Here is an 18,258-nt window from a genome sequence, read left to right on the forward strand (position 1 = left end):
ACTTCGGACATGGAAAACGGCCCTGATTTGCTTCCCGACGATGTTGCTGCCCTGCGGGCAGAGCTCATCGCGGCACGCGCCAAGGGCGCCCAGATCGAGGCTGAACTTGCCGTTGCCAAGGCCAAGGCGTCGGAGGATCTTGCCGTCATTGCCCGGCAGAAGTTGCGCATCGAAAAGCTCGAGCGGCAGCTCTATGGCCCGAAGGGGGAGCGTCGCGCCCGGCTGATCGATCAGATGGAGTTCCAACTGGCAGAGTTGGAGATGGCGGCGACCGAGGACGAACTCGCTGCCGACATGGCGGTGGCGGCCACCGTCAATGTCGGCGGCTTTACCCGCAGCCGGCCGGTGAAGAAGCCTTTCCCCGATCATCTTCCGCGCGAACGCGTCGTCGTGCCCGGTCGCGGTGACCGACTGCGCAAGTTGGGTGAGGACATCACCGAGACCCTCGAGGTCGTTCCGCGCCAATGGAAAGTGATCCAGACGGTGCGCGAGAAGTTCACCTGCCGCGATTGCGAGAAGATCAGCCAGACTCCGGCCCCTTTCCATGCCATCCCGCGCGGATGGGCCGGCCCCAATCTTCTGGCGATGATCCTGTTCGACAAGTTCGGCCAGCATCTGCCGCTCAATCGTCAGGTCGAGCGCTTCGAACGCGAAGGCGTTTCCCTCAGCCTGTCGACGGTGGCCGATAGCATCGGCGCTTGCTGTGCCGTACTCGATCCGATCATCAAACGGATCGAAGCCCACACGTTTGCGGCAGAGCGGTTGCACGGCGACGACACGACGGTCCCGGTCCTTGCCGCAGGGAAGACCGATACCGCCCGAAGTTGGGTCTATGTCCGCGACGATCGACCGTTCGGCGGCACGGCCGCACCGTCGGCGATGTTCTACTATTCCCGTGATCGCGCGGGCGAGCACCCGCAGGCGCATCTCGCCGGCTATGGCGGCATTCTGCAGGCGGACGCCTATGGCGGCTATACCAAGCTCTATCTTCCGGATCGAAGGCCCGGCCCGATAACGGAAGCAGCCTGCTGGGTCCATGCGAGGCGGCCCTTTTTTGCGATGGCCGACGCCGAGGCGAATGCGCGCCGAAGAGCGCAGGGCAAGAAGGCGCTCGTCATATCGCCGATCGCGCTGGAAATGGTGCAACGGATCGATGCCCTGTTCGACATCGAGCGCGAGATCAACGGTCAGAGCGCGGAAGTCCGAAAGGCCGCTCGTCAGGATTGGAGCCTGCCTCTGGTTCTCGTCCTGGAAGCGTGGATGAAGGGTCAGCGTGCCAAGCTGTCTCGCAACGATGATCTCGCCAAGGCCTTCGATTACCTGCTGAAACGCTGGCCTGCCTTCACCCTCTTCCTCGACGACGGGCGTGTCTGTCTCTCGAACAATGCCGCCGAACGCGCCCTGCGCGGCATAGCGCTGGGCAGGAAATCCTGGTTATTCGCTGGATCGGATCGCGGCGGCCAACGCGCCGCCGCCATGTACAGCTTGATTGTCACGGCCAAAATGAATGACGTCGATCCGCAAGCCTGGCTCGCCGACGTGCTTCACCGCATTGCCGGTTATCCCGCGCATCGGATCGATGAGCTCTTGCCCTGGAATTGGCAGAGCGCGTCGCCGGCGGCGCACAAGCTGGCGGCCTGAAGATGCCGGCTTCTCTGGTCCGCCTGAAGGTCACCCTCGACCACGTCGAACCGACGGTGATGCGGCGCGTTGTGGTGCCGTTCCGCATCAAGCTCCATCGCCTTCACGAGGTGCTGCAGGCGGCGATGGGCTGGACCAACAGCCACCTTTACGAATTCCGCATCCGTGACGTCGGCTTTGGTCTGGCTGATCAGGACTGGGGAGATGGCCCGCTCGATGCGCGCAAGATCTCGCTGCTGGCGGCAATCGAAGATATCGGCGCGAAATCGTTCAAGTACCTTTACGACTTCGGCGACGGCTGGACGCACAGCATCAAAACCGAGCGCACGTTCCCCGTCATCGGATTTGCGGAGCCAATGCTCCTCGAAGCAACCGGACGCTGCCCTCCCGAGGACATCGGCGGGCCATGGGGCTATCAGGAGTTCCGCGAGGCTCTCGCCGATCCGACTCACGCGCGGCACGCCGAGCTCGTCGAATGGTGGGGCAGCGAGGATTACGATCCGGGCAAGGCCAACTTCGCCGAGCTCAACAAAGCCGTCGATGATCTGGCCGCAAAGTGGGCCCGCAAATCACGCCGAAAAATCTGAAAGTCCTTCAGGCTGCGGTCTTTGCCGGATGCTTACCCCGTAAGAGCCAAGAGAATGCGATCTGCGATCGCACTCTTAGTTATTCGGAAAAGCAAGCCCGGCGATGAGCGCGCTATCAGTGGATTTCGAGAAAGAGATCTGGAAGTCGTCCGTTTTAGGCGCTGACACGGCGAGTTGCCGCCCCCAACCCTTTCGGAGCCTGGTGAGGCTTCCAACGCTCTAGAGCGCGTGACAGACACTCACGCATATAGTGGTCGATCGGAGCAGCACGTCTTCGGGCGGTATCTACGTGCAGCATCAAATGCTCGCCGGTGGCAAGGACCACATCTTTCGCTGCATCCACGACGTACTGATAAATGTGCAGTCTAACGTCGTCATACCCGATCATTTCCGTAAAGACACGCAGAGGGGTTCCCGTCCGGCATTCTCTCAGGTTTCGTAAGTGTCCTTCAACGGAGAAGAAGCTGAACCCCTTCAGCCGGTAGTCCTCTGTAAAGCCCATCGCGCGCAGAAAGTTTTCACCTGCATCAGCGAGCACCTTATAGTACTGCCACTCAGTCATGTGGCCGTTGTAGTCAATCCACTGGTGGTCGACGGTCGCCTCGAGCGTCAGAAGTGCGTTCTCTTGAGGTCTTTCATCTACGGCTGTTGTTGTGAAGGTCGGGCTCGGCATGTCAATCGAGCCCTATCAGGTCGGCGTCCATGTCGATAAAAGCTCCCTTCACAACATTGATCTTGGCTACGACACCGCTTTCCTCAGCGATAATGGATTGCTCCATTTTCATGGATTCCATGATTGCAACGACGTCCCCGCGATTGATGCGATCTCCCTCGTTGACGCAAACCTCCAGTACTAGGCCTGAAAGAGGGGCTTTGACACCAATACGGTAGCCCGGGAAGTCGGCACTGTCCTCAGCAAAGTCCTCCACACGTTCGATCAACGACGCCTGCTGAGTGGAGGGCTGATCCTCTAGCTTAAGCGCTTCCTCCGACAGCCTACCTATTTCCGCGTCAATCCATCGTGTGTGGACGACGAACTCTTGCGGATAAGTCGCAACGAATTCATCCCGGTTCAGGATCGTACGATGAAGCGGGATGATGGTCTTAACTCCTTCGAGTTTAAGCTCAGTCAGTGCTCGGGACGCCCGTGCCAGCGCCTGACCGCGATCACGGCCCGTAACGATGAGCTTGCCAACAAGGGAATCGTAGTAGGGCGGGATCGTGTCGCCTTCAGCATAACCGAAATCCACACGTACACCCGGGCCTCCAGGGAGTTGGAGTCTCTTGATCTTGCCGGGGACGGGACGGAAATCGGCCCACGGATCCTCCGCGTTGATGCGGAACTCAATTGAATGGCCACGCACCGCGACATCCGTGAACAGCAAGGGTTTTCCTTCGGCAATGTTGAACATCTCACGAATGATGTCGACACCGGTTATCTCTTCGGTGACAGGGTGTTCGACCTGCACCCGAGTGTTGACTTCGAGGAAGTAGATCTCGCCCTTCGCTGTTACCAGGAATTCGCAGGTAGCCGCGCCACGGTAATCAACTTCTTTTAGGATACCAATCGAAGACTCCTTCAATTGCTTCAGCTGGACATCGGAGAGGAAGGGCGCCGGCGCCTCCTCGATAAGTTTTTGTTGCCTGCGCTGTAGCGTGCAGTCGCGTGTCGCAAGAACAGCGACAGTGCCGTCGGCATCCGCAAGACACTGGGTTTCCACGTGCCTGGCGTGCTCTGCGTAAACTTCGACGAAGCACTCGGGACGCCCAAATGCAAGCCCCGCTTCCCGCTCGGCTGCCGCGATCTGCGCCTCTAGCTCATCGACGGCACGCACGATACGCATGCCGCGGCCGCCTCCACCGTTTTGAGCCTTAATAATAATGGGCAAGCCGTTGGCTTCGATGAACTCATGAGCTCGTTCGACTGTCAGGTTTCCACCTTCCAGAGAGGGCAGAAGGGGCGCTCCCACCTTACGGGCGATCGCGCGCGCTCTCACTTTATCGCCGAGTTGACTGATTGCTTCAGCTGGCGGACCAATCCAGACAAGACCCGCAGCCTCAACGGCCGCCGCAAAGATTTCGTTCTCAGAAAGCAGTCCATATCCGGGATGAACCGCATCCGCACCGCTCCTCGTCGCGATGTCGAGAATTGCGTCCTGGTTAAGGTAGGTTTCAAGGGGCGAGTTTCCCTTCAGAGGGTATACCTCATCCGCCGCGCGAGCATATAGCGCCTGTATATCGGCCTCGGAGGCAATGGCAACCGAGCCGTATCCGGCGTCCCGGCAGGCGCGCACGATCCGCAGAGCGATTTCACCACGATTTGCAATCAGAATCTTTTTCATATCGTCCCCGCGACATTAACGATCAATCAGCACGGCTGCATCGCGTTTCCACGTCAGCCAGACCTTTGATCCGAAGGGCGGTATATGCGACTTGGCGCACTCTACCAGCAGAGTCTCACCTCCTTGTTTGGAAACGGTAACGAGGCAGCGGCTTCCGAGGAAGAGCTCTTTCTCGATCTTGACCGGGATGGGCGGCGCCATCTCAGGTCCCGCGCTTTCCGCATCTAGGAGGATGAGGTCTTCGGGACGCAGAACAAGCGAAAGAGCGCCACCATTTGATGATCTGACGCTCGCGGCCGGAATCGGTATTTCGCCGAACGAGGTGTTTGCCGTTGGCACATTTCCCGCCATTCCCGACAAGTCGGCGATCTGAATGATGTTCGCCTCTCCTAAAAAACGCGCAACGAAGCGCGACTTCGGTCGGAAATAGAGCTCGGCCGGAGTGTCGTATTGCAGGATTGCGCCGCCGTCCATGATGGCGATTTTGTCGGATAAAATGAAAGCTTCTTCCTGATCATGCGTGACATATACCGTTGTGATTCCGGTGCGCTGCTGGATCTCGCGCAGGTCTGTTCCGAGCTGTTGGCGCAGGCGGCGGTCGAGAGCGCCCATCGGCTCGTCCAGCAGCAAAAGAGACGGCCGATACGCCAACGCGCGCCCAATTGCGACACGTTGCTGTTGACCTCCGCTTAGTTCGCCGACGGCTCGTTCGGCTACGTGCGGAAGCTCGATTAGCTCGAGGATTTCCGTGACACGCGCTCGTCTTTCATTCTGCGACCATTTATGCAGCTTCAAAGGATATTCGATGTTCTGCGCAACGGTCATATGTGGAAATAGCGCATAGTTTTGAAAGACAAATCCGATATTGCGAGATTGAACGGGAAGCGAGGTTACTTCTTTATTGCCGATGGAAATCTTGCCGGAATTTGGCGTAAGCAGACCGGCTATCACCCTCAGAAGCGTGGTCTTGCCGGATCCAGAGGGCCCGAGCAGCGTACAAAAAGCACCGGGCGGAATGGTGAGACTGGTTCTCTTCAGTCCAAAGTAGCCGTTCGGAAAACGAACTTCGACGGCATTCACATCGATGCCGTTCGCACCATCGTCCGGTGCGCTAGCGGGGCCGGCCGCCTCCCCTTGCGTGCGCTTCACCATCATCCCCTGTTCCCTGTCATTTACTCCCGAGAAGCCGACGCAAGATGTCGTCGCACTACCTGCTCGAGCCATATCTTAGGCGAGGACCATGTTTTGGCAATACAGACGTTATAAAAAAATCCGGGGCCACCTTGCCAATGGCGACGTTTTTGTTACAGTTGTCTTGCAACGGCCAACGGAGAGGAGGACCGTATCTATGGGGAATTTAATGAGAACCACCGCCGCAATGGCGATCGCAACGGCCATTTATCTGCCCTTCGCGGGCCCGGGTGCGGCCGCAGAGGTACTTCCGGCTGAAGTCAAGTCGAAGGTGTCGGGGGAGTTGGTTTGGCACGATGCTTCGGGAGGTGCGACGACACGGGCTCGCGAAGAAACGGTCATCAAGGATTTTGCGGCAGAGACCGGCATCACGGTGAAGGGTGACTTCAATTCGGACATGACCAAGTTCTTCGCGGCCATGGATAGTGGCGCGAGCATCCCGTGGAGCTTTGTCGAGTTTCCTACCAAAGGCGACTTCATCAAGGCTCGAGAGGCCGGGTACCTGCAGAAGCTTGATCCAACCATTGTCGATTTCACGAAGATCGGTGAAGCTTCACACGACGAATATGGCGTCGAGGTACTCCGTTACGGTATCGTATTCACCTACAATACGGAGAAGTTCAAGGGCGACAACGTCCCGACCAGTATTGCCGACATCTATGACCTGAAACGCTTTCCGGGAAAGCGTTGCCTGTTCAAGTATCCGCAGTTTGGGGGAGTGTTGGAATCTGCCCTCCTCGCCGATGGCGTTTCGAGAGATCAGCTTTACCCTCTGAATCTCGACAAGGCTTTTGCCAAGCTTGATACGATCAAGTCCGAAATCCTGTGGTGGTCGAACGGTGATGACGCAATCCGCCTTTTGTCGAGTGGCGAGTGCTCGATGGGGATAGCGTGGAGCGGTCGTGTCTATGGTGCCGTCAGGAACGACAAGGCGCCGCTTGCTATCAAGTGGGACAACTCTCTGTATTCGCAGGCCGTTTATGCTGTACCTGTCGGCGCACCAAATGCTGAGGCCGGGCAAGCCATGATTGCTCATTTTATCGCCGACCTCGAGGGCCAGAAGGCGCTGGTCGAGCAGATCACCTACACGACTGATGTGGCCGGCCTCGACAGTTCTTCCTATGGTAGTGATCTGGCGCCGTGGATCGTCGCCGGAGACAATGCTAAAAAAGCTATTGAAGAGAACGCTTCGTATTATGCTCAGCACATCACGGAAGTGGTCGATCGCTTCAACCGATGGGTTGCGCTAAACTAAAAGAAGGACCGGTATGCCTCGCTTGGTAGATCATAACGAACGACGTAAGCAGATTTGCGATGTTCTGTTGGATATTGTGTCTGAGGCAGGAATCGGCGCAGCCACGATAAGAGAAGTTGCAGAACGGTCGGGGTGGTCTACCGGCGTGATCGGCCATTACTTCAACAATCGTCAAGATCTGCTCCTCGGGGGCTTGCGCCGAGCTGCTGAGATCCTCGCTGAACATAATACACGTGTATTAAAAACGTTGGCGGGGATTGCCGCGCTGGAGCAGATTCTTGAAGGCAGCATCCCGCTGGACAAACGCCGGCTGGCGCTATGCCGCATCTTCTTCTTCTTCTACGTCGAAGGCATGACGGAGGAGGATCTGCGGCAGGAGCTGGAAAGCTATCTTGTTGGTTGGCGGAAATCAGTAACACGGGCGATACGCGACGCCCAGGCTCAGGGAGATCTCCCGGCTGAACTCGAACCAAAGCGTATCGCAGCGGACTTGGTCGGACTGGCTGATGGTTTGAGCATTCATTCACTCTTGGATCCGCGAGTGATGGCCCAGCTGCAAGAGCACTCGCCAGTACGATACTGGATACGACGCTTGGCAGCGGGACTGCCAGCCGACCAAGAGGGTAACCCCGCCCACGTGACGAAAATCGCAGTCGCGTAGCAAGCACGACTGCTAATCAGTTGGAACGAAAATGCTGGATAACACCGCATCTACCCTTGGGTGGACTGTATCTTCTATTCTCGGCGATGCTGGCCCACAGGCACTCCATAATCCAAACAAGCTCGCCCTGGTTTGGGAGAATGGAGCGCTTACCTACGAGCAGCTGCGCAAGAGGTCGCTTGGCCTGGCTGGGGCCCTGCGCGCCATGGGTCTCGAGACGGGCGATCGGGTTGCGTCTCTTCTCTTCAATCGTGGCGAAATCTTTGAGCTCTATTTTGCTTGTGCCTTTGCCGGCCTGACCTTGGTCCCCATTAGCTTCCGCCTGACAGCCAGTGAAATTGCCTTGATTGTCGACGATAGCGGCTCGAAGGTCGTCTTTGTCGAAACCGAACTCTCGGTCGTTCTTGACGAAGCCGTGAGGAAGACTTCCAAACCACCTAAGATCATCACGCTCGATGCGACGGCGGGCGGAGACGAATACGAGGCGATAGCAGAAGACCATGCACCGCTGCCGGCGGCCATCCCGCACGACGACCAAATGATCCTCTACACCTCGGGGACGACCGGAAAGCCGAAGGGAGTGGTGATGCGTTCCCTGGCGATCATGTGGTGCGCCATGCAGCAGGTAGCACAGTTCAGGATTACCCGCGACACGGTAATGCTCTTGAACGCGCCCATGTATAACACTGCAGCGATGAATGAGAGCTCGATCCCCACATTCCTGACGGGTGGAACTGTAGGAATCATGCCAAGCCGCGGCTGGAGCGCAGAGCGCTTGGGCGAGTTCGTCGCAAGATGGGCCGTCACGCACGCCCTTGTTTTCCCGTCCATGTTCAGAAGCATGATCGAGGCTGACGATCGCAATCCGCTGCCGCTGCAGTCGATGAAGTGGTGGTACACGGGGGGCGAAAACTGCCCTCCGGCTTTGATTGCGGAAGTCCGTCGCCGCTGGTCGACCATCCACCTCGCTATCTCGTACGGCTCCACCGAATCTGGCCTGCCTACGCTAATCGAAGGCGATGATATCGAGCGGCATCCGGGCTCAGTAGGACGCTGCGTGCCGGGTCAATCGATCCGACTCCTCGATGCCGACGGCAAGGATGTCCCGATCGGAAGCGTTGGCGACGTGTGGACGGCAGGCCCATCGGTTATGCGCCACTATTGGAATGCGCCTCAGTTGGATGCCGAAACCGTTCGTGATGGTTGGCTTAAGATCGGCGACCTTGCGACGATGGACGAAGAGGGCTGGATCTATATCGTCGGCCGCAGCAAAGACCTTATCATCTCCAAGGGACAGAACATCTATCCAGCCGAAATCGAGAACGTCATTCGCCAGCATCCCTCTGTCATCGACGTAGCCGTCGTGGGCTTGCCGGACGAAGAGTTCACCGAAGTTGTCTGCGCCGCGATCGTGCCTCGAAAGGACATCGCCGTCTCCAAGGAGGAAATCCTGGCGTTCCTCCTGACGAAGTTGGCGTCGTACAAGAAGCCGCGTCACATCCTCTTCATTGATACTTTCCCGATACGCAACGCGACCAAGGTGGACAAGAAGGAACTGGCGAAGGTCTGCGCCGACCTGTTGGCCAGTTGAGGAGGAATCAATGACACGAGAAATTAGCCCTGAATGGAAAGCGTTGCTGTCAGAACTTGAGCGTCGGCGCGAGATTGCTCTCGCCTCGGGCGGCCCTGAGCGAATCGCCCGAGAGCACAAATACGATCGTTCGACGGCGCGCGAGCGGATAGCCAAGATCTCCGATCCAGGCACTTTCCTGGAAATCGGTACGTTTGTTACGACACCGACCGAGGACGGCTCACTACTCGCTTCGACCTTCGTCTGCGGTCTTACCGAGATCGACGGCCGTCCGGTCGCAATCGGCGCGGAAGATTACAGCGTAGAAGGCGGAGGAACGGGTGTTCATCTTGCCCGCTACAAGGGCGGATGGGGCGGTTTCATCGAAGAATTCGCGATCGGCTATAAAGTCCCGCTGGTGATGCTCATCAACGGTGTAGGTGGGTCAGTCATCCTGCAGGATCAGATCGGCTATCCCGAGCTGCAATCGGCAAATCCGACCTATCCTATGTTTGACCTGCTGGAGCAGGTGCCAGTGCTCGCCGCGGTCCTCGGCCCGACCGCCGGAAGCTCCGCAGCGCGCGCCCATATTTCCCATTTCTCCGTCATGACCTCCGATAACGGCTGCCTGTTCGCCGGTGGGCCGCCGGTGGTCAAGCAGGCCCTGGGCCTCGACATCGACAAATTCGCGCTCGGAGGCGTTGCCGTACACACGCGCGCCTCTGGTCTTATCGACAACCATGCCGACAATGAAGATGCGGCACTCGCACAGATCAAACAGGTACTCGCCTACCTGCCGGATAACGTCAGCACACGCCCGGCCGTTCAGCATGAATGGCGGGCAAACGACCAAGAAGACCTGCTGACAATCGTATCACCAACCCTTAGGCGCGCCTACGACGTCCATGCGCTGGTTCGCTGTTTGGTGGACCAAGACACGTTCTTCGAAATCGCACCCGACTATGGCCGCTCGCTGCGCACCGGCTTCGCCCGAATCGAAGGTCACACGATTGGCATTCTCGCCTCGGATGCTCGCTTCGTGGCAGGTTCACTTGATGTGCAGTCCTCGCTGAAGCAGGCGAAGTTTGTCGAACTTTGCGATCGTTTTCATATTCCGATTGCCTATCTAGTCGATGTTCCCGGCTTCCTCGTCGGCCCGAAGGCCGAGGAAGCAGGCGTCCTCAAATTCGGCGCGATGGCACTTCGCGCGATCCAACAGGCAAAGGTGCCAGTCATTACCGTCCAGGTCCGCCGGTCCTATGGTCTCGGCGGCGTCGCTACGGGGAGCCGTAACCCCATGAGCATCCGCCTGGTATGGCCGAGTGCTGCTTGGGGCGACATGCCGCTCGAAGGTGGTGTCGAGGCAGCCTTCCGCGCTCAGCTTGATGCCGCCCCGCCCGAACGGCGTGCCGAACTAAAGGCTCAGCTGACGCAGCGGTTCGAGGAGCAGACCTCGATCTGGCGCGCCGTTGAAAATTTTGGCGCCGAAGAAATGATCGACCCACGCGACACGAGGAAGTACCTCGCGCGGCTGATCAAGCTCGCCTATCGCAAAACGCTGGAGACGTAGCTTCATGAGTTACGTCTCCGTTACCTCACCAGCAGGAAAGTCGCACCGAGCATTTTGGGCACGCTTCGCTCTCCTCTTGCCGGCGGTAGTCATTCTCGGTCTCTCCCTTGTCTGGCCCCTGGTGACGATCCTTCTGCGAAGCTTGCATGAAAAGGGGCGCGCGAACTTCTCGGATGCCTTTTACTTCGGTCACTATGCGGCGATCGTTCAGGATGACCTGCTCCGCCAAGTCGCCCTTCACAGCGTAATGCTCGCATTTGTGTCGATGATAGTAACGGTCGCCCTCGCCTTCCCCGCCGCGTACATCATCTCGCGTCTGTCGCGGCGGATATCGTCACTGATGATGATCCTCATTCTGATGCCTTTCTGGGTCTCGATCATCGTCCGGCTATTCGCCTTCACAACCATTCTCGGGCAACAGGGTATCATCAACTCCGCGGCCAGTTTCCTCGGTGTCGGTCCGCTCCCATTGCTCTACAACACCTTCGCTACGGTCCTCGGGATGGTGGCCTATCTGCTTCCGTACCTGATCCTGATCCTGGTATCGGCGATGATGTCGATCGACACATCGTTGCTGACGGCTGCACGAACAATGGGGGCAAGCGAACGCCGGGTGTTCACCGACATCTACTTCCCGCAGATTCGCCCTGCGTTGCTCGGCGGTAGCGTTCTGGTTTTCGTGCTCGGCCTCGGTTTCTTCCTGACACCGGCGATCCTGGGAGGACCCCACAATCTAACGATTCCGATCTTCATTCAGCAGCAGGTTCAGAATTACCAATGGGGCAAGGCTGCAGCGATGGGAATCGTTCTCCTCGCCGTTTCCGTGATCGGCTACATGATCGCGTTGAAGATTGGTGGCAGAGGAATGCTATCGCCTGTTCAGCAGGGCTCCCGAGGCGCGGCTGCCCGAGATCCTCTCGGGCCAACGCTCGTCACCGCCCTATGTGCAGTGATCCTGGTTTTCGATCTCATGTTGCTGATCCTGCCGTTGCTCGTCGTCATTCCTACTTCGGTGACGGAAACGACCCAGATTCAGTTTCCTCCTGTGGGTTTCACAGGCAAATGGTTCATCGAAGCTGTCACGTCGTCGACATGGATCGATGCGTTTCTCAAGAGCATGCGCGTAGGCGTCCTCACAGCAATCACTGCAACCCTGTGCGGACTGGCCCTAGCGCGCGTCGGCACTCGATCTAGGTCGTTGATGCTGAAGATGTCGATCCAGACGGTTGCCATCATCCCCCTGATTGTTCCCGTGATCCTGCTCGGGATCGGCATCTATGACGTACAGGGCAAGCTCAGATTGCTTGGCACGGACCTCGGCTTGATCATCGCCCATTCGGTGCTGTGCTTACCATTGGCCTTCCTGGTCCTGGCGAACTCGCTCGCTGCGGTGGACATCTCGATCGAGCAGGCAGCTTGGACAATGGGCGCGAGCAACGCACGGGCCTTCCTAGGTGTGGTCGTTCCGATTGCTATGCCTGCCGTGACAGGTGCCTTCGTCATCTCATTCGTGACGTCGTGGGATGAGGCGGTGCTCGCCATGTTCCAGACCGAACTCGACAAAACTCTTCCGGTCACAATCTATTCTTTCCTGCGAAGCGGCATCACACCCGTCGTCTCCGCCGTCGCAACGATTGTTATTGTGCCGGTTCTCATCGGATCAATCGTCATCGCATTTCGATCGCTCACAGCCGGTCGCCGTGCACCGAAAGAGAGTACCTGAACCCATGCCCAAGGAACGTTTTCCCAGCGGTGCCGCCGCAATCGTCGGCGCCTTTGAATCTCCACGTCGAAAGGCGCCTGGGATCCACCCGTACCAGATTCATGCAGAGGTTGTCGCCGAGGCTCTGGCGGATGCCGGTTTGACGCTTTCCGATGTCGATGGCTTTGCCACCGCCGCTTCGTTTCCATCCGAGGCCGGGTGGCAGCTCAACGTCGTTGAAGTTGCAGAGTATGTGGGCATCAACCCGTCTTGGGTCTGCAGCACCGATATCGGGGGAGCTGCTCCGCTGAGCCACGTCGGCAACGCGGTCGCGGCGATTGAGGCGGGCCTCTGCCAAACTGTCGTCATCAGTTATGCATCGTCGGGTCGGTCTTGGCCGCTCCCTGCGACTGACTTCAACACCGGTCAGACAGGTCCCGGCGAATTGGAAGTTCCCTATGGTGTCTCGACCATCTCGGCCTATGCGCTGGCCGCGACGCGCTACATGCACCAGTACGGACTTCGATCGGAAGAACTAGCTCAGATCGCTGTCCAGGCACGTCGCTACGCGAACCTTAACCCGCAGGCTATGTACCGCGACCTTATCACAGTCGATGACGTACTCTCGTCACCAATGATATCCACGCCCCTTCGAAAGCTCGATTGCTGCGTGGTTAGCGACTCCGGCGGAGCGATCGTCGTCACGTCGAAAGAACAATCTCGCGACACCCGCCGAGGCGGGCCTTTGGTTCTCGGCTTCGGCGAAGCGGTCAGCCATAGCCAGATGAACCAGATGCGTGACCTGACGACGACAAGCGCGGAATTCTCCGGTCGTCGCGCGTTCGAGTCGGCTGGCTTGAGTCCGAACGATATCAAGGTCGCCCAGATCTATGACTCCTTCACCATCACCGTGGCGCTGTCGCTCGAGGCGCTTGGCTTCGTGCCAAAGGGTGAGGTCGGCCGCTTCATCGCTGACGGCGGAATTGCCCCGGGCGGTAGGCTTCCGATCAACACCGATGGCGGCGGTCTCTCATCCAACCATGCCGGTCGACGGGGAATGTTTGCAATCATCGAAGCGGTCCGCCAGCTCCGCGGAGAAAGCCCGGGACTGCAACTAGAGAATTCGGAGCTTTGCCTCGTCAACGGAACCGGTGGCTGGTTGTCGGCAACTTCGACCCTCATCCTTGGAGGAAATAATGTTTGAGATGACCTCTGTGCTCCCCGTGCACAATGCAATTTCGGAGCCTTGGTTCGACGCAATCAATCGCGACGTCCTTCTTCTCCAGAGGGATCCGCTCACGGGCAGCGTTCAGATGTATCCGCGCGCCAGAGTCGTGGGCTTTCCGGAACGCGAGCCGGAGTGGATCGAAGCGTCTGGCCGGGCCACGCTCCATTCCTTCACAGTGGTTCACAGGTCGGTACATCGCGAGTTCTCATCCCTGACGCCATTCGTCATCGCGCTCGTCGATCTTGAAGAAGGTGCACGCATGACGAGCTGGATCGTGGATACGCCTATCGAGAACATCCGCTGCGACATGGCGCTGAAGCTCGTTTTTCGCGAGATCCACTCGGGTCTCAAAATGCCCTGCTTTGTTGAGGCTTGAAGATGGAAGTTGTTTTTAGGGATATTGAAGAAGGTGCTGCCTTCGTATCGGCGGGGCGGACTGTCACTGAAGCTGATATCGTGAATTTCGCTGGTCTGAGTGGAGACTTTAACCCCCTTCACATGGACGAGGAGTGGGTGCGTGCGAACACAAAGTTTCCTACGAGGATCGCTCATGGGTTGCTGGTTCATTCGATCGGCGAAGGCCTGACCTGCGCCGAACTTTCAGGATGGAAAATCCTCGCATTCCTTGAAACTCAGCGGAAGATGCTTCTGCCGGTGCTACCTGGTGACCGGATTTCACAGCGTTACACCGTTAAATCGAAAAAGCCGAGCTCGAAGGACCCCTCCCGCGGAGTTGTGGAGGTCGAGGTCGCCATTACCAACCACCGCGGCGAGGTCGTTCAAGAGGGCTACAACAAATATCTGATCGGAGGAGAGGGCTGATGCGTGGTTTGGAAGGTAAGATCATCATTCTGACGGGTGGGGCGCAAGGTATCGGCAAGTCCACGGCTCTCCGCCTCGCGGAAGAACGCGCAGTGGTTATCGTCGCAGATCGTAACCTCGAAGGCGCCGAAGCGGTCGCGGCGGAAATCCGTTCGAGCGGAGGAAAGGCGAGATCGATTCAACTGGATGTATCGAGCAAGCAGAGCTGGCAGGATGCAGTGGCGACATTAAAGGACGAGCACGGCGGTGTTGACGGTCTCGTCAACAATGCTGGTGTGACCCGCGACAAATCGCTCCTGAAGATGGCTGAGGAAGACTGGGATCTTGTCATCGACGTCAATCTGAAGGGGGCATGGCTGGGCTGCCAGGCGGTAGTGCCCCTGATGGTCGGCCGCAATGGCGGTTCCATTGTCAATCTGTCGTCTGAGTCCCGCTGGGGCGCGTTCGGACAGTCGAACTATGCTTCCGCAAAGGCCGGGCTCGTCGGGTTGACACGCACGGTCGCACTTGAACAGGCCCGAAACGGAATTCGGGTAAACGCCATCGCACCGGGTACCACTATGACACCGATGGTCGAAGCTGTTCCGGAAGATATCCGCAAGGGTTGGCTAGACAACATCCCTCTGCGGCGTGAAGCACAGCCATCTGAGATAGCGGCAGCGATCGTGTTCCTGCTCTCGGATGACGCAAGTTATGTTACTGGCCAAATCCTTGGTGTGAATGGTGGATCTGCACTTTAGCATTCCGGTACAGCTGCTGCTTGCTCCGCGATTGGAGCATGTTCCCGTACGCTGTCCCAGAGACAGCACGGAGGAACGGATTGCGGATGCAGCACCCACTGGGTGAATCTGCGGGGTTCGAGCAGATAGCTCCAGGTACAAACCGGGCACTGCAGACGCAGTTTGTGCGAGTCGGGCAGCTCGTCAAGGCCTTCCTGTAAGGTGACTGCCGGTGGTGGTGTTGCCAATGCGGCACGCAAGCTCTCGCCTTCCGCCGCGCTATTCGCAGATTGGCTCAAGCAATCGGTTCGTTACGGCCGAGCGCAGCTCGTCATTAGCCCGCTCAAACTGGAGCAAATGCCGGGAGGCGAACGCTTCGTCTCCCGGCTTCGTACGCTTCAGCCGCGAACTCGTTCCCCTTTGGCGTCATACCATGGTCCGAACTGGACCTCGACCGGGTACCGTCTCATGGCGACCTCGACTTCCCAGGTCCCGCCTGCGAGCCAGTCTTTCGTGACGCCCTCGTCATTCGAGACATAGCCGAGGCCGAGCGAAGCCTTGATCCGGTGACCGTACGCTCCGGACATAATCGATCCGATGATCTTGCCGTCCCGCAGCAGAGGTTCGTGGTGGAAGAGCATGGGGGCGTCGCCGTCGGACACGACGTTCACCTGCACCAGCCGTTTCTTGACGGTGCCCTGCTCCTTCTGGCGAAGAAGCGCTTCGCGGCCGATGAAGCCGCCCGGCTTGTCCATAGCGACGGCAAAGCCAAGGCCACCTTCGAAGGGCGTATCCTCTTCGCCAATGTCATGACCCCAGTGACGATAGCCTTTCTCTATTCGCAGCGAGTTCAACGCGAAGAAGCCGGCATTCCTGAGACTGAGGTCCTTGCCCGCTTCGGCAAGGACGTCGTAGACATGCGCGGCTTGCTCGGCCGGGACATATAGCTCGTATCCAAGCTCTCCGACGAAGGTCAGTCGGCTAGCGCGAACACGGGCGTAGCCGAGATCGATCTCGCGGCTGTAACCGAACGGAAAGGCCTCGCTCGAGAAATCATCAGGGGAAACACGCGACATAAGTTCGCGCGACTTCGGTCCCCAGATTGCAAGCATCGCCAAGCCCGAGGTCACATCGGTAATGTACACACGGGCGTGGTCGGGAACGTGGCGCTTGAACCAGGCGAGGTCGCGTCGTTGCGAGACGGCCACCGTCACCACCATGAAGGATTGGTCGCCAAGACGCGTAACCGTAACGTCTGCCTCGATACCACCCGCTTCATTGAGCCACTGAGTGTAGACGACGCGACCAATCTCGACGTTGCAGTCGTTCGCGCTGATCCAGTTCAGGGCCTTCAATGCATCCGGGCCTTCGACGAGATATTTTACGAAGCAACTGTGATCGAAGAGGGAAACATTCTCCGCCGTATTGCGGCATTCGACAGCAACATTCTCAAACCAGCTTGGCTTTGCATACGAATATTGAATATTGGCCAGCTCGTCCGGCGTACCGTAGAAGCCAGGCCGTTCCCACCCAGCAAGCTCGGTCATGAAGGCGCCGGATGCAAGCAGACGATCGTGAAACGGAGAGCGGCGAACGCCGCGGGCGGTTGTGAACTGACGGCTCGGCCAATGCATGTCAAAGTTAAGGCCAAGCGACTCGACTGTCCGTTCTTCGAGGTAACGACGATTGCGCTGGAAGCTTTGAGTGCGTCGGATGTCAACGTCAATAAGATCAACCGGAGGGCGGCCGTCTCGAATCCAAGCTGCCAAGGCCTTGCCTACGCCGCCCGAAGACAGAATGCCGATAGAGTTGAAGCCCGTTGCGCAGAAAAGGCCGGCAACTTCAGGGGTTTCACCGAGAAGGTATCTGTTGTCTGGCGTGAAGCTTTCCGGGCCGTTGAAGAAGAGCTGCATCCCCGTACGCTCAAGCAGCGGAACACGGACTGTCGCAGCCTCGAGATGCGGAGCGATATGATCAATGTCCTCGGGAAGCGTATCGAAGCAGAAGCTTTCGGATATCCCCTTTTGACCCCATGGCTTTGCAACCGGTTCGAAGAATCCAACCAGAAGCTTACCTGCATCTTCCTTGTAATAGGTCCACTCGTCCGAGAGGAACAACACAGGCAGGTTCCTGGGAAGGCCGGGGATCGCTTCGGTGACGACATAGAAATGCTCAGCCGCGTGAAGCGGGATGTTTACGCCGATTTTTGCGGCAAGGTCGCGAGACCACATACCACCGCAGATGACCACCGTGCGGGCTTCGATTTTACCGTTGTCGGTCATGACGCCGACGGCCTTGCCATTCTCGACCAGGACTTGGTTGACGAGCAGATTCTCGATAATACGAGCCCCACCCATACGGGCGCCCTTGGCGTAGGCCATCGTGACATCCGCGGGGTTCACTTGTCCGTCATTGGGGAACCAGAACCCACCGACCAAGCCGTCGGTATTGATGGGGGTCCAACGTTCTTTGATTTGGCCGGGAGTGACAGCCTCAACGGGAAGACCGAAGTTTCTTCCCATGGATGCTCCACGAGCGAGCTCTTCATAGCGAGCTTGATTGGTAGCAACGCGAAGAGAGCCGGACCGGCGGAAGCCGGTAGCCTGACCCGTTTCCGCCTCGAGCTGACCGAACAACTCTCCCGTATATTGGGCAAGCTCTGTCATCTGACGTGTCGCACGAAGCTGTGTGACCAGACCCGCAGCATGCCAAGTGGTGCCGCTCGTCAGTTGGCGCCGCTCGCACAAAATGACATTTGTTATACCGAGTTTCGTGAGGTGGTAAGCTATGGAGCAGCCTGCAATACCGCCGCCAACAATGACGACGTCGGCCCTCGATGGAATGTCCATTACTCGATTCCTTCTTTAGGGTATTAGTGCATCCACCCGTCTCCAACCGCGAGCGCCTTGGCCCTGGCCGCCCCCTCTTGCGATCGTTGCTTTTTCCATAGGAGACAGGTTCTCATCAAAG

15 protein-coding genes are annotated in these 18,258 nt (G+C 58.1%); 11 read left to right on the forward strand and 4 right to left on the reverse strand.

What is annotated here, in order from left to right; translation table 11 throughout:
* Positions 1-9 precede the first annotated feature (9 nt).
* Together tnpC and USDA257_RS08460 are read left to right on the forward strand one after the other, a co-directional pair.
* Positions 10-1,641: an IS66 family transposase gene (gene tnpC / locus USDA257_RS08455; RefSeq protein ID WP_014762509.1), complete on the forward strand. Its 1,632-nt coding sequence runs from the start codon at positions 10-12 to the stop codon at positions 1,639-1,641.
* A gap of 2 nt (positions 1,642-1,643) precedes the next feature.
* Positions 1,644-2,228: a plasmid pRiA4b ORF-3 family protein gene (locus tag USDA257_RS08460; protein ID WP_014762510.1), complete on the forward strand. Its 585-nt coding sequence runs from the start codon at positions 1,644-1,646 to the stop codon at positions 2,226-2,228.
* 154 nt (positions 2,229-2,382) lie between these two features.
* Here USDA257_RS08460 and USDA257_RS08465 read toward each other — a convergent pair whose 3' ends face one another.
* The 3 genes from USDA257_RS08465 to USDA257_RS33175 are packed head-to-tail and all read right to left on the reverse strand — an operon-like array spanning position 2,383 to position 5,725.
* Positions 2,383-2,901 carry a thioesterase family protein gene (locus USDA257_RS08465; RefSeq protein ID WP_014762511.1) on the reverse strand — a complete coding sequence of 173 codons (519 nt, stop codon included), beginning with the start codon at positions 2,899-2,901 and terminating at the stop codon, positions 2,383-2,385.
* 1 nt (position 2,902) lies between these two features.
* Positions 2,903-4,570, reverse strand: coding sequence for an acetyl/propionyl/methylcrotonyl-CoA carboxylase subunit alpha (locus tag USDA257_RS08470; protein ID WP_014762512.1), 1,668 nt, complete (start codon positions 4,568-4,570; stop codon positions 2,903-2,905).
* A gap of 15 nt (positions 4,571-4,585) precedes the next feature.
* Positions 4,586-5,725 carry an ABC transporter ATP-binding protein gene (locus tag USDA257_RS33175; RefSeq protein WP_014762513.1) on the reverse strand — a complete coding sequence of 380 codons (1,140 nt, stop codon included), beginning with the start codon at positions 5,723-5,725 and terminating at the stop codon, positions 4,586-4,588.
* A 205-nt stretch (positions 5,726-5,930) separates the two neighbouring features.
* On the opposite strand from USDA257_RS33175, the gene USDA257_RS08480 reads away from it, so the two are divergent.
* From USDA257_RS08480 to USDA257_RS08520, 9 genes are read left to right on the forward strand one after another with little or no spacing between them, the layout of a single operon-like run.
* Positions 5,931-7,016, forward strand: a complete 1,086-nt coding sequence (locus USDA257_RS08480) for an extracellular solute-binding protein (protein ID WP_014762514.1) — start codon at positions 5,931-5,933, stop codon at positions 7,014-7,016.
* Positions 7,017-7,029: 13 nt separating this feature from the next.
* Positions 7,030-7,677, forward strand: coding sequence for a TetR/AcrR family transcriptional regulator (locus USDA257_RS08485; RefSeq protein WP_014762515.1), 648 nt, complete (start codon positions 7,030-7,032; stop codon positions 7,675-7,677).
* A 31-nt stretch (positions 7,678-7,708) separates the two neighbouring features.
* Positions 7,709-9,268, forward strand: coding sequence for a class I adenylate-forming enzyme family protein (locus USDA257_RS08490; protein WP_014762516.1), 1,560 nt, complete (start codon positions 7,709-7,711; stop codon positions 9,266-9,268).
* Between the two features lie 10 nt (positions 9,269-9,278).
* On the forward strand, positions 9,279-10,817 hold the full coding sequence (locus tag USDA257_RS08495; protein WP_014762517.1) for an acyl-CoA carboxylase subunit beta: 1,539 nt from the start codon (positions 9,279-9,281) through the stop codon (positions 10,815-10,817).
* A gap of 4 nt (positions 10,818-10,821) precedes the next feature.
* Entirely contained in the window at positions 10,822-12,540 is a 1,719-nt protein-coding gene (locus USDA257_RS08500) for an ABC transporter permease subunit (RefSeq protein ID WP_014762518.1), read from the forward strand.
* A gap of 4 nt (positions 12,541-12,544) precedes the next feature.
* Positions 12,545-13,723 (forward strand): acetyl-CoA acetyltransferase, encoded by a 1,179-nt coding sequence (locus tag USDA257_RS08505; protein WP_014762519.1) that lies wholly within the window; start codon positions 12,545-12,547, stop codon positions 13,721-13,723.
* Entirely contained in the window at positions 13,716-14,123 is a 408-nt protein-coding gene (locus USDA257_RS08510; protein WP_014762520.1) for a Zn-ribbon domain-containing OB-fold protein, read from the forward strand. The genes USDA257_RS08505 and USDA257_RS08510 overlap by 8 nt, the downstream gene beginning before the upstream one ends.
* Positions 14,124-14,125: 2 nt before the next feature.
* Complete coding sequence (locus USDA257_RS08515; protein ID WP_041414016.1) at positions 14,126-14,569, forward strand: MaoC family dehydratase; 444 nt, start codon at positions 14,126-14,128, stop codon at positions 14,567-14,569.
* Positions 14,569-15,309 (forward strand): SDR family NAD(P)-dependent oxidoreductase, encoded by a 741-nt coding sequence (locus tag USDA257_RS08520; protein WP_014762521.1) that lies wholly within the window; start codon positions 14,569-14,571, stop codon positions 15,307-15,309. The genes USDA257_RS08515 and USDA257_RS08520 overlap by 1 nt, the downstream gene beginning before the upstream one ends.
* A gap of 377 nt (positions 15,310-15,686) precedes the next feature.
* Here USDA257_RS08520 and USDA257_RS08525 read toward each other — a convergent pair whose 3' ends face one another.
* Positions 15,687-18,137, reverse strand: coding sequence for a GcvT family protein (locus USDA257_RS08525; RefSeq protein WP_014762523.1), 2,451 nt, complete (start codon positions 18,135-18,137; stop codon positions 15,687-15,689).
* Positions 18,138-18,258 lie beyond the last annotated feature (121 nt).

Source organism: Sinorhizobium fredii USDA 257, assembly GCF_000265205.3.
Taxonomy (GTDB): Bacteria; Pseudomonadota; Alphaproteobacteria; order Rhizobiales; family Rhizobiaceae; genus Sinorhizobium; species Sinorhizobium fredii_B.

Bases quoted from the DNA above. Each gene is read 5' to 3' on its own strand.
- tnpC (WP_014762509.1), top strand. From the start codon at position 10: ATGGAAAACGGCCCTGATTTGCTTCCCGACGATGTTGCTGCCCTGCGG.
- USDA257_RS08460 (WP_014762510.1), top strand. From the start codon at position 1,644: ATGCCGGCTTCTCTGGTCCGCCTGAAGGTCACCCTCGACCACGTCGAA.
- USDA257_RS08465 (WP_014762511.1), bottom strand. From the start codon at position 2,901: ATGCCGAGCCCGACCTTCACAACAACAGCCGTAGATGAAAGACCTCAA.
- USDA257_RS08470 (WP_014762512.1), bottom strand. From the start codon at position 4,570: ATGAAAAAGATTCTGATTGCAAATCGTGGTGAAATCGCTCTGCGGATC.
- USDA257_RS33175 (WP_014762513.1), bottom strand. From the start codon at position 5,725: ATGATGGTGAAGCGCACGCAAGGGGAGGCGGCCGGCCCCGCTAGCGCA.
- USDA257_RS08480 (WP_014762514.1), top strand. From the start codon at position 5,931: ATGAGAACCACCGCCGCAATGGCGATCGCAACGGCCATTTATCTGCCC.
- USDA257_RS08485 (WP_014762515.1), top strand. From the start codon at position 7,030: ATGCCTCGCTTGGTAGATCATAACGAACGACGTAAGCAGATTTGCGAT.
- USDA257_RS08490 (WP_014762516.1), top strand. From the start codon at position 7,709: ATGCTGGATAACACCGCATCTACCCTTGGGTGGACTGTATCTTCTATT.
- USDA257_RS08495 (WP_014762517.1), top strand. From the start codon at position 9,279: ATGACACGAGAAATTAGCCCTGAATGGAAAGCGTTGCTGTCAGAACTT.
- USDA257_RS08500 (WP_014762518.1), top strand. From the start codon at position 10,822: ATGAGTTACGTCTCCGTTACCTCACCAGCAGGAAAGTCGCACCGAGCA.
- USDA257_RS08505 (WP_014762519.1), top strand. From the start codon at position 12,545: ATGCCCAAGGAACGTTTTCCCAGCGGTGCCGCCGCAATCGTCGGCGCC.
- USDA257_RS08510 (WP_014762520.1), top strand. From the start codon at position 13,716: ATGTTTGAGATGACCTCTGTGCTCCCCGTGCACAATGCAATTTCGGAG.
- USDA257_RS08515 (WP_041414016.1), top strand. From the start codon at position 14,126: ATGGAAGTTGTTTTTAGGGATATTGAAGAAGGTGCTGCCTTCGTATCG.
- USDA257_RS08520 (WP_014762521.1), top strand. From the start codon at position 14,569: ATGCGTGGTTTGGAAGGTAAGATCATCATTCTGACGGGTGGGGCGCAA.
- USDA257_RS08525 (WP_014762523.1), bottom strand. From the start codon at position 18,137: ATGGACATTCCATCGAGGGCCGACGTCGTCATTGTTGGCGGCGGTATT.